At 63.1% G+C, this 11,551-nt stretch carries 8 protein-coding genes; 4 read left to right on the forward strand and 4 right to left on the reverse strand.

Annotation, left to right across the window (positions count from 1 at the left end; translation table 11 throughout):
• Window positions 1–24 precede the first annotated feature (24 nt).
• Window positions 25–3,018 carry a DNA polymerase I gene (polA, locus tag CJZ82_RS01950; protein ID WP_369820006.1) on the forward strand — a complete coding sequence of 998 codons (2,994 nt, stop codon included), beginning with the start codon at window positions 25–27 and terminating at the stop codon, window positions 3,016–3,018.
• A gap of 128 nt (window positions 3,019–3,146) precedes the next feature.
• Window positions 3,147–3,503 (forward strand): hypothetical protein, encoded by a 357-nt coding sequence (locus CJZ82_RS01955; protein WP_233129965.1) that lies wholly within the window; start codon window positions 3,147–3,149, stop codon window positions 3,501–3,503.
• Here CJZ82_RS01955 and CJZ82_RS01960 read toward each other — a convergent pair.
• The 4 genes from CJZ82_RS01960 to CJZ82_RS01975 form a co-directional block, all read right to left on the reverse strand.
• Window positions 3,488–5,470 (reverse strand): nucleoside-diphosphate sugar epimerase/dehydratase, encoded by a 1,983-nt coding sequence (locus CJZ82_RS01960; RefSeq protein ID WP_233129966.1) that lies wholly within the window; start codon window positions 5,468–5,470, stop codon window positions 3,488–3,490. The genes CJZ82_RS01955 and CJZ82_RS01960 overlap by 16 nt on opposite strands.
• A 59-nt stretch (window positions 5,471–5,529) precedes the next feature.
• Window positions 5,530–5,964, reverse strand: coding sequence for a hypothetical protein (locus CJZ82_RS01965; protein WP_143593500.1), 435 nt, complete (start codon window positions 5,962–5,964; stop codon window positions 5,530–5,532).
• Window positions 5,965–6,065: 101 nt separating this feature from the next.
• On the reverse strand, window positions 6,066–6,959 hold the full coding sequence (locus tag CJZ82_RS01970) for an archaeosortase/exosortase family protein (RefSeq protein ID WP_094554077.1): 894 nt from the start codon (window positions 6,957–6,959) through the stop codon (window positions 6,066–6,068).
• Window positions 6,956–7,720, reverse strand: a complete 765-nt coding sequence (locus CJZ82_RS01975) for an HpsJ family protein (RefSeq protein WP_158218467.1) — start codon at window positions 7,718–7,720, stop codon at window positions 6,956–6,958. The genes CJZ82_RS01970 and CJZ82_RS01975 overlap by 4 nt, the downstream gene beginning before the upstream one ends.
• Before the next feature lie 129 nt (window positions 7,721–7,849).
• Between CJZ82_RS01975 and CJZ82_RS01980 the strand changes: the two genes are divergently transcribed.
• Together CJZ82_RS01980 and CJZ82_RS01985 are read left to right on the forward strand one after the other, a co-directional pair.
• Window positions 7,850–10,204, forward strand: a complete 2,355-nt coding sequence (locus tag CJZ82_RS01980) for a polysaccharide biosynthesis tyrosine autokinase (protein WP_158218468.1) — start codon at window positions 7,850–7,852, stop codon at window positions 10,202–10,204.
• Between the two features lie 146 nt (window positions 10,205–10,350).
• Window positions 10,351–11,481 (forward strand): transposase, encoded by a 1,131-nt coding sequence (locus CJZ82_RS01985; protein WP_094554080.1) that lies wholly within the window; start codon window positions 10,351–10,353, stop codon window positions 11,479–11,481.
• The last annotated feature ends 70 nt before the right edge of the window (window positions 11,482–11,551 follow it).

Raw genomic sequence — 11,551 nt, forward strand, 5'->3', positions numbered from 1 at the left:
AGCCCCCATCGGCGGGTCGCTTCGATGGCAGGCTGTGGCCACCACGCCAGCACGGACACCGAGGAGCGCATGGCTGAGGCACCACTGCTGCTGCTCGTGGATGGCCATTCCCTGGCCTTCCGGAGCTTTTATGCCTTCGCCAAGGGTGGTGAGGGGGGGCTGGCCACCAAGGAGGGTGTGCCCACCAGCGTCACCTACGGATTCCTCAAGGCCCTGCTGGACAATGTCAAGGGGTTGACCCCCCAGGGGGTGGTGGTTGCCTTCGACACGGCCGAGCCCACCTTCCGCCACGAGGCCGACGCCAGCTACAAGGCCCACCGGGATGTGGCCCCGGAGCACTTCTTCACCGATCTGGCCAACCTCCAGGAGATCCTCGCCGGTGCAATGGATCTGCCCCTGTGCATGGCCCCCGGCTACGAAGCCGACGACGTGCTCGGCACCCTGGCCAACCGGGCCGCCGACGCGGGCTGGCGGGTACGGATCCTCTCGGGCGATCGGGATCTGTTCCAACTGGTCGACGACGAGCGCGACATCGCCGTGATGTACATGGGCGGCGGCCCCTACGTCAGGAACGCCGGTCCCGTGACGATCCGCCGGCAGGACGTGGTGGCCAAGCTCGGGGTGACGCCAGAGGAGGTGGTGGATCTCAAGGCCCTCACCGGTGATGCCAGCGACAACATCCCCGGGGTCAAAGGGGTAGGCCCCAAAACCGCCATCACTTTGCTGAAGGCCCACACCAACCTCGACGGCATCTACGCGGCCCTTGAGCAGCAGAAGGGAGCCCTCAAGGCCAGGCTCGAAACCGACCGGGAGAACGCCTACCGCTCGCGCATGCTGGCCGAGATCCTGATCGACATCCCCCTGCCGGCCGAGCCACGGCTACAGCTCGGCGACGTGGACGGAGCGGCCCTGGCCCATCGGCTGGAAGAACTGGAGCTACACAGCCTTGTCAGGCAGCTGGCGGCCTTCGAACTGGCGTTCTCCGCCGATCACCAGGCCCAGGGATCGAAGGCTTCGGCCAGGAGCAGCTCTTCGTCGGCGCCATCTGCGGCTGGCAGCACGGTTGCAACAGCTCCTGGCAAGGTTGAACCGGCCACAGCGTCCTCCCCGCAGCCAAGCTCCAGCCCGGAAGGCGTTCCGCCAGCCCTTGCGCCGGAGATCATCCAGAGCCCAGAGCAACTCACTGCTCTGCTGGAGCGGCTGATGGCGGCCACCGATCCGGCCCAGCCGATCGCCCTCGACACCGAGACCACCTCGTTGAACCCCTTCCAGGCCCAGCTGGTGGGGGTGGGACTGTGCTGGGGCGAGGGCAGCGGCGATCTGGCCTACATCCCGGTGGGCCACCTGCCGCCGCCAGCCCCAGCGATCCAGCAGCTGCCCCTCGGCCAGGTGCTCACGGCGCTGGCCCCCTGGCTGGCCAGCGCGGCTCACCCCAAGACCCTGCAGAACGCCAAGTACGACCGTCTGATCCTGCTGCGTCACGGGCTGAACCTGGACGGGGTGGTGATGGACACCCTGCTGGCGGATTACCTGCGCGATGCCAACGCGAAACACGGGCTGGAGGTGCTGGCCGAGCGCAATTTCGGCTTCACGCCGACGAGCTTCACCGAGCTGGTGGCCAAGGGGGAGAGCTTCGCGGCGGTGCCGATCGAAGCCGCCGCCTGCTACTGCGCCATGGATGTGCACCTCACCTGGCGGCTGACGCCGCTGCTGCGCGGCCAGCTGCAGCAGCTGGGGGAGGCACTGCCAAAGCTGCTCGATCAGGTGGAACTGCCACTGGAGCCGGTGCTGGCCCGGATGGAGGCCACCGGCATCCGCATCGACAAGCCCTATCTGGCCACCCTGAGCGAGGAACTGGCGGGCACCCTGGCCAGCCTGGAGACCGGGGCCAGGCAGGAGGCCGGCGTCGATTTCAACCTGGCGTCTCCCAAGCAGCTGGGCGAGCTGCTGTTCGACACGCTCGGGCTCGATCGCAAGAAATCGCGCAAGACGAAAACGGGCTGGAGCACCGATGCCACCGTGCTCGAGAAACTCGAAGCCGACCATCCGGTGGTGCCGCTGGTGCTGGAGCACCGCACCCTGAGCAAGCTCAAGAGCACCTACGTGGATGCGCTGCCAGCCCTGGTGGAGCCGGAAACCGGCCGCGTCCACACCGATTTCAACCAGGCGGTGACTGCCACGGGCCGGCTCTCCAGCAGCCATCCGAACCTGCAGAACATCCCCATCCGCACGGAGTTCAGCCGCCGCATCCGCAAGGCCTTCCTGCCCCAGGAGGGTTGGCAGCTGATCAGCGCCGACTACTCCCAGATCGAGCTGCGCATCCTCACCCACCTTTCGGGCGAGGAGGTGCTGGTGGAGGCCTACGCCAACGGCGACGACGTGCACGCCCTCACCGCCCGGCTACTGCTCGACAAAACCGAGGTGACGCCTGAAGAGCGGCGCCTTGGCAAGACGATCAACTTCGGTGTGATCTACGGCATGGGTGCCCAGCGCTTCGCGCGCGAAGCCGGGGTGAGCCAGGCCGAGGCCAAGGAGTTTCTGAGCCGCTACAAGGAGCGCTACCCCAGGGTGTTCGGTTTTCTGGAGCTGCAGGAACGGCTGGCGCTGAGCCGCGGCTACGTGGAAACGATCCTGGGACGGCGGCGCCCGTTTGCCTTCGATCCGGGCGGTCTGGGGCGGCTGAAGGGCAAGCCGCCGGAAGAGATCGAGCTGGAGGTGGCCCGCCGCGCCGGGATGGAGGGCCAGCAGCTGCGGGCGGCGGCCAATGCACCGATCCAGGGCTCATCGGCAGACATCATCAAGCTGGCGATGGTGCGGCTCGATCAGGAGTTGCACACCCATGACCTGCCGGCCCGGCTACTGCTGCAGGTGCACGACGAACTGGTGCTGGAGGCGGCCCCCGAAGCCCTCGAGCCCGTGCTGGCGACGGTGAAGCGTGTGATGGAGAACGCCATTCGCCTCAGCGTCCCCCTGGTGGTGGACACCGGCTGGGGCGCGAACTGGATGGAGACGAAGTGATTCGCCGAGATTTGGGCGAGGATTGAAGCAGATCCAAATGCGCGATGCAGTCAAGCCAGCTCAGCCGCAGTCGAAGCCGCAGCCGCCCGAGGCAACTGTTGTGCCCGGCACACCCCGATCAACGGCTGATGGGCCAGGGCAGGAAGTATTTCCTGCACCTGCTCAGCCCCGAAGAGCTCAAGCAGCGGGGCATGACTGACAAGAAGGCCCGGCTGGTGATCCAGGCCTATCCGGTGCTGGTGCTCAGCAACGAGTGGCTGGAGGAACTCTTCTGCGCCCACTGTGGTGTCAGCCGCTGGTGCCACGTGATCCGCCACGACCGGGTGCTGCACACCGTGCGCTGGGCGCCGCGCGAGCTGTGGGAACAGGTGGCCCATGTGGATCCGGTGGTGGCGAATCCCAGCGTGAGCGAGTTCAGCCGGCGGGAAGCAGGCAGGCAGCGAAGCAAGCGAAGCGACGGAGGCCGCTTCTACGACCGCGGCTGAGCCTCTGTGCAGGCCGGCTCTGGGCCAGTTGGCTGCTGGTACTCCGGCACCAGCTGCCTGAGCACGGCGAGTGCCTGGTCATCGTCCCAGGCCTGCAGAGCCTCCAGCAGTTTCTGCAGCAGGGGATCCAGCTGCGACTGCGGCAGGAATGATTCCTTTGCCTGGCGGATCAGGGGGTGGAGAGTCGGCTGGTCGGTTGCGCTGATCAGCAACTCCTCGTAGAGCTTCTCCCCGGGACGCAGGCCGGTGAAGCTGATCGCAATGTCGCCGTCTGGACGTGAGTCGTCCCTGACGCTGCAACCGGAGAGGTGAATCATCTGACGCGCCAGATCGATGATCCGCAACGGTTCGCCCATGTCGAGAACGAAGACCTCGCCGCCACGCGCCAGACCGCACGCCTGCAGCACCAGCTGAGCCGCTTCCGGAATGGTCATGAAGTAACGGGTGATCTCGGGATGGGTCACCGTGACCGGCCCGCCGGAGGCGATCTGCTCGCGGAACAGGGGCACCACCGAACCGGAGGAACCGAGCACGTTGCCGAAGCGGACCATGGCGCAGACAGGACCCTGGCCGGCGGCGGCGATCGCCGCAGCAGCCGCCTGAACCAGCAATTCACAGGCCCGCTTGCTCGCTCCCATGGTGTTGGTGGGGCGCACTGCCTTGTCGGTGGAGATGAGCAGGAACCGCTCTAAGCCACAGTTGATCGAGGCCTCCAATGCGGAGCGGGTACCGAGCAGATTGTTGGCGATCCCGGCGCAGACGTTGCTCTCCACCAGGGGGACGTGCTTGTAGGCCGCGGCATGGAACAGAACCTGCACTCCGTGCTGCCGGAGCAGGGCCTGCAGTCGGGGTTGATCAGCCACGTCGCCCAATACCGGCACCAGCTTCGCCATCCCCAGTTCACCTGGCTGTGATCGCTCACGCGCGTGGAGAGCCAGCGACTTCCTCAATTCCTGCTCGATGGAGTACAGAGCAAATTCGCTTTGCTCGAGCAGCACCAGTCGAGCGGGCTGCTGGAGCAGGATCTGGCGGCAAAGTTCGCTGCCGATCGATCCCCCGGCTCCAGTGACCAGCACCGTTCGCCCCCTGACAGGGGCCGCCAGAAGAGCGGAGTCGGCCGTGCTGGCATCGCGGCCAAGCAGATCCTCGATCCGAACCGGCCTCAGATCCGACACGCTCTGGGCACCGGAGGCCACAGCGCTCAGGGAAGGAATTGAGAGTACGTCCACACCGAGGCTCCGCATCCACTCCACCAATTGGCGGCGCCGGGCTCTGGGAGCGGAAGGGATCGCCAGCAAGACCTGACGAATGTGGTGTCGAGCGATCAGATCGGGAAGCTGGCTGGGCGGATGGATCGTGAGTGCGTGCAGCTTCCGTCCCCAGAGCGCTGGATCGTCATCGAGAACGGCAACGAACCTGAACCGCGGGTGGAAGCGCAGTTCGGCAAGCAGCAGATTGGAGGCCTGGCCAGCCCCGAACAAAAGCGTCGAAACTCTGGTTTTCTGAGAGGAAATGGTGCTGTCGGTGCTGTCGGTGCTGTCGGTGCTCCCGATTATCGACTGGGGAGCCGGGCGATGGGCCAGCCAGTAGCGGAGGACATCGCGCAACACGATCCGGCTGCCGATCAAGCTGCCGGACACCAGCAGCCAGAACAGCAGCCAGAAACCTCGGAACGGTGGATCGCCATGCCCGGACAGGGTGCAGACCAAAAGCAGCAGCAGCACGATCAGCCCCGTGCGGGGCAGCAGGCTGTAGAGCGAGTGGCTGCCGGAATAGCGGGTCAGGCCGCGATACCAGCCACTGGCCAGCAGCACAGCCAGGCCGATTCCAATTGCCCAGGGCAGCAAAACGAGGTTGTTTCGCAGACCGTCTGAAAAAGGAGCGTTCAGGCGGAGAGCAAAGGCCAGCCAGAAACTGAACGCCAGCAAGCCTGCATCGAGACCGATCAGCGCCATCCTGCGGGCCATGACCTCAGGAACCAGCAGCCCGGCTGGAGGCCTGAGAGGGGAGCGGCTCGATCGACTCATCAAGGCAAGCTTTCCCACAGACACCCGTTGGCTCGGTAAGGCCGCAGACCGGCGAGCCAGGCAACGATTTCAGCAGGAGCGGGCCTCTGCGGCGCCATCCAGGCCGCCCAGGCTTCCCCGCTGGGCAACTCCTTCTCGATCGCTCCACCGGCGTCGAGGACAACACAGCGCCCTTTCCCCCCGGGGCCCAGGATCGCGGGACCGATCGCCTCCACCGGCAGGTCCACACCAGTGCCGCTGGTGGTGAGGCCCAGGCGACGCAGAAGAATGGGCCTCGTCGCTGAGACAGCACCAGAGGAAACCGGGAGATAGTCGGCCTGCTCGAGCAGCACCACTCCCTCAGGCAGCGAGTCCTTGAAAGCAGCCGTCGAGGGCTGGCGCTGCCAATCGAGCCCATCTCGCTGGAGGCGCTCGGGCAGGCCCCCGTCAGTCATGAAACCGCCGGGGCGAAACCAGCTTTCTAGGGACAGCAGCGCCGCCCAGCCGGCCATACCACTCAGCAATACAAGTCTCCAGCCCGGCGGATGGCGCTTTCTCACGACGGTCGGCTCTGCCGCGGACGCGACCGGCGCAACGCCACCTCCAGGGCCAGGACGTAGAGCCCGCAGACGAGCCCCATGGCTGTGAGGGAAAACAGGTTGGAGCCACCGCCGTCGTGCCAGAAGTCGAAGCTCATCAAGGAGCCATACCAAGCCTTGGGGGGATCATGGGTTGTGAGGCCGAGCAAGGCCACCCGGATGGCGTTGACAGCAAAGGCCAGTACGAGCGCCAGCATCGCCATGATCGCCACGGTGGCCGAGCGACCCCAGCGCCAGGAAGGCGGCGGAATCAGCAAAACGAGCAGCAGGGTGGCCGCGAGGCATAGCGCCATCGTGTTGACCCCGGTGCAGCTGGCATCCACCACCAGAATCTGCTCCTGCATCACGATCCGATCGCCCTCGGAGAGGGCTGGCTGGCCCACCAGCCAGAGCAGGAACGCCGAGACCCATGCGGTGACGGCGGCCAGTTGTGCGGTGGGCAGGAAGCGGTTAATCAGCACCTGGGCTGGCAGCAGCAGCGCGATCACGGTGAGCTCGAGAACCAGCCTGGAGCGCCAGCGAGCGCCGAGCGCCAGGGCCAGCCCAAGCAACGAAGCCACTGGCACCAGATGCAGCAGCGGGTCGTAGAGCCGGGCAGCGAAGCTCAGCACCAGCAGAGCCCAGAGCAGGAGAAGGACGCCTGGGAATAATCGGCGGCGGAGAATTCGGCCCAGCTCCAACACATCATCCTTGTCTTCCTGCTCGACGAGCAGCAAGCCTCCGCCCAGCCAGGAGAGGCTCGCCATGATCGCGAAGGGAGCCATTCCCGCCCGCATAAGCAGGGTGAGCTGTGTGGACGCCAGCCCCGCCAACAGCGTGAGCCGGGCCAGGGAAGCAGGTTGACGGTTCAAGGATCTTCTGCCAAGCGCGCCTCCCTGGCTTGAAAGATCCGCTCCCGAGTTGCCGCCAGTGAGCGGGGCCAGATCAGGTGAGCGGAGAGGAAGAACAGGGTGTAAAGAAAGGCCGTCAGACCTGTGAGCAAGGTCTGCCTGCGCAGTTTGCCGCTGGCGTTGGCGCGTGTTGCCATGGCCTGGCGAGCGAGGTTCACCTCGCTGGTGTCGATCAGTTGCTCAACTCTCTTGCGCCGCTCAGCCATGGAGAGCTCGGCCCAGTTCCCGCCACCCTGTTGTTGCAGCGCCTGAGCAAGCCCAGGCTGAGAACTGAGAACCCGCTGCAGAGCGGCATCGTTTGATCCGGAGAGGAGAGAGTTTCGCAGCTGCTCGAGTTCGCCCTTGGAGCGCTCGATCTGTGCCTTGGAGTTGGCGATGCCGGTGGCCTCAATCCGTTGCGCCGCCGCAACGACGGTGAAGGTGGTGACCAAGTAGAGCAGGGCCGCAACGAGGAGAAGAGGGCGGAACAAGCGGGCAAGGCGGCACTCCCACAGCGCCGGAAGAGCCTCACCAGTTAAACCGAAGAATAGGAAAAGAACAGCCACCAACGGCAGAGTGGAGCGTTCCACCAGTTCGACCAACGAACTGAAAGTGCGCTCCGGGTCGAGGAAAGGAGGTGGCAGGAAAATAGTCAGTAAATTGAGAAGAAAAATCAGCAGGAAGGTGTAGGCCGCGATCCGGGCCAGACTTCCTCCCCGGCGGCTGGTGAAATCGATCTCCAAGCAAGCCATCCCAATCGGTGAGACCTTAGGGCTTGAAGGCTCATTCGAGCCGCTCGGTTGCCTGACCACTATGAAAGCCATAGAGTCCGGCTAAAAGGGCACGTGATGGTCAGCAGCAGTCCTCCCAGCTTGAAACCTGCACCCACTGCAGCCACCATCCAGGCGTTGCCTCAGGAGGCTGATTCTGGTGGCGGTGGTCTGAATCTGCAGTCTTTCGTCAAGGTGCTCCGGCGGCGGCGGCGGCTGTTCCTGATCACCGTCGCTGGCGTCACCCTGGCTTCGGCCCTGGTCACCGTTCACCGCCGGATCACCGCACCGGTCTTTCTCGGTGGCTTCACGCTGCTGCTCTCCGACCCGGTTAATGAGGCACGGGAAACGGGTGGAGAGGGTATCGGGTCAGTGGCGCAGAACCTCAGCCGCGTGGATGTGCCAACCCTGATCAATGTGCTGCAGAGCCCGGCGGTGCTGGAACCTGTTTATCTGGAAATCGCCAAGCGCTATCCAGATTCGCCCCCCCCTTCGATCAATGTGTCGCTGCTGTCGACTGGTTCCGGTCAGCAGAACATCCTGGCGTCCGGGGTGCTGCGCGTAGAAGGCAAGGGTAAGGATGCTGATGTGGTGCGTTCAGCCCTGCAGCTCACCGAGAAGGCATACCTCGACTGGGCCTTGACACGGCGCCGGGAAAAGTTCACGGAGGGGATCCGTTTCCTCGATGAGCAGTCGCCGGTGTTGCGGGCCAAGAACAATGAGCTGCAAGCCGAACTTGAACGATTTCGGACCACTCACAACGTGGTGGAACCGGTCGGTGAGGCCAGTGGGCTCAGCACTGAGGCAGGCAGCCTCCGGAACAAGCTGCTTGCCCAGGAGGCCGAGCAGAAGCGTCTGCTTCGTGTTCGGGCGGATGTAGCCAGCGGTCGTCTCACCACCACGGGATTCAGCAGCGGCTCAGCCGATTCCGGTAGCGAGGGTTCAAGCACCAGTGTCACCGTCGGGGTTCCCAATCAGTCGAAGCTTGAGGAGCTGAGTCGGCTGGAGGCCCAGATCTCCGAAGCCCAGAGCACCTACAAGCCCGGCACCCCGATCCTTGAGAACCTGATAGCAGCAAGAGATCGTTTGCGGCCTGAACTCCAGCGCAAGGAGCTTGAAACCATCGATGCCGCCCTCCAGCAGTACGGCGAAACAATTGCATCAACGCGGCAGCAGATCAACCAGCTCGATCGCCGCTTCAAGCTCCAGCCCGCGCTGTTGCGGGAGTATGAGGATCTGCAGCGGCGGCTGCAGGTATCTCAGGAGAATCTCGACAGCTATCTCAAGTCAAGGGAAGATTTTCAACTGGAAATCGCCCAGAACAACGCTCCCTGGAGAGTGATCGCTCCTTCCACGGTGAACAGTGTGCCGGTGGAGCCAACGATCAGCCAGGGACTCTTGCAGGGTCTGCTGCTCGGTCTGGTGGCCGGAACGGGGGTGGCCTACCTCCGCGACCGCCTGGATCACGTGTTTCACAGTCCCAGCGAAGTTCGCGACGAACTCAAGCAACCCCTGCTGGGTCATGTGCCCTTCATACCGCTGTTTGAATCCGTGCAGCAACAGAAACGCTTCATGTTGTCTGAGCTGGATTCTTCCGAGGTGGGAGCAGCTGGCTATCAACGTTTCTATTACCAGGAAGCGATCCGCAACCTTTACACCAGCCTGCGCTTTCTGAGCACTGACAAACCGGTGCGTTCAGTGGCCGTCACCAGCTCGGTCCCGTCTGAGGGCAAGAGCCTGATGCTGGTGCTGCTGGCGAAGACGCTGAGCGAACTGGGCAAACGGGTGCTGGTGGTGGACATGGACCTGCGCCTGCGACAGATGCATAACCGGCTTGGCTTGAACAACCTGGAGGGTGTGTCCAACCTGCTCACCGACAACAGCCGGCACTGGCAGGAGCTTGTGCAGGATGTGCCCAATTACCCCAACTGGCAGGTTCTGACCGCAGGCCGCCGGCCACCAGACCCGGCACGACTTCTCAGCTCCGAACGCATGGCCACCCTGACCAAGGAGCTGGTGGAGCAGGGGAACTACGACCTGGTGCTGTACGACACCCCACCAGTTCTAGGCCTCGCGGACGCCACTCTGGTGGCAGAGCACCTGGACGGCATCCTGCTGGTGGTGAGCCTAAACAAGGTGGGCCGCAATCTGCCCGCCGAGGCGATCCGGCGGATTCAGGTGGCTGGTGCCCCCCTGCTGGGCGTGGTGACCAACGCACGGGTGGCCAAAACCACTGCTGCTTCCGCCACCGAAGGCTATGGCTACGGCTCCAACTATGGCGGCCGCTACGCTACAAATTCACTCGATGCCGCTCTCGATCCGGGTACAGCCATCAGCTATTACCATAATGGCGGGGAATCCAATGTGCAAAAGCAGTCTGGCCTAGCCAAAGTGGTGCCTAGCCGCAGCAACCTCAAGCGCTGGCGACAGGGGCTTAAGCGGTGGATTGATGGGTAACCGGCTTCGGCAGGGATTTTATGCATAAGTAGGGACTCCTGAAAAAGCCAGACCCATTGTGCCGCAACTGGTCTCAGCGATGGATAGCCGGTAGACTGGCCAGGAATGCGGCAGTCGCGGATTGCTGCTACCGATCACAGCCGCACATGTACCGAAAGCAGCATATCGGTCAGCTTTCAATCGAAGATTTTCACGTGCCTTTTGGCGGCACACTCGATCCTGGCAACCGCTGGGTGCTGCTTGCAGAGCTCATCCCCTGGCAAGAAATGGAGGAGGCTTATGCTCCTCAGTTCAGTATAAATGTGGGGGCTCCAGCCAAGCCCGTGCGTCTTGCGTTCGGATCGCTCTACATCAAGCAGCGTTTAGGCCTCACCGATGAAGAGACAGTTCTCCAGATCCAGGAGAACGCCTACATGCAGTTCTTCCTGGGATTTTCTGGATACTCCAGCAAGGTGCCCTTTGATCCATCGATGATAGTTCACTTTCGTAAGCGGTTCTCAGACGATGACCTAAGGCGCATCAATGAGGTCGTGGTTCAGCGAGGCAAGGAGATGTTGGTTGAGGCTGCCGCATCTCAGTGTCATGACGATGAAGATTCAAATGGAGATGGCTCGGGCAGCGGCGATCAGCTCTCACTCGATGGTCTGATCAAACCCGCTGATTGGCCAGAGGGGAAGAATTGTGGAACACTCAGCATTGACGCCTCCTGCGCGCCGGCTGACATCACCTATCCCACGGACCTGAAGCTCTTGAATGAAGCAAGGGTATCGACCGAGAAAGTAATTGACGAACTCTGCAAACAAAGCACTGGCTTTGGCGTGCATCGACCTCGCTATGACCGTGGCAAAGCGCGAGCTTGCTTCCTGAATGTTGCAAAGCAGAAAAAGCCGAGATGGAGAAGAATCAAAGCGGCGGTGAGGAAACAGCTCAGCTACCTGCAGCGCAATCTAGAATATATCGACGCCCTGATCGCAGCTGCAGCAAGCCTTTCAGCTCTCAAGGAGCATTGGTGGCAGAAGCTGCTGGCTTGTAGTGAGCTGTTCCGTCAGCAGACTATTCTCCTCCATAGCAAGACGAGGAGCATCCCTGATCGGCTTGTAAGCTTGGTTCAACGCTGGGTCCGTCCGATTGTGCGCGGAAAGGCAAGGGCGGCAGTCGAATTTGGGGCCCTTGCCCGAAGGGCTTCCGCTTGCGGTAGATCAGCGTTTCGGTTCAGAATGGATTTCCCCTCCTGCACCGCATCAGCTGGGATGCCTATAACGAAGGTAATGACCTGATTGCGCAGGCTGAAAAGTACAAACAAGACTATGACTGCTATCCAGAACGCATCTGCGCGGATCGCATCTA

The organism is Synechococcus sp. 1G10, from assembly GCF_002252625.1.
GTDB lineage: Bacteria > Cyanobacteriota > Cyanobacteriia > PCC-6307 > Cyanobiaceae > Regnicoccus_A.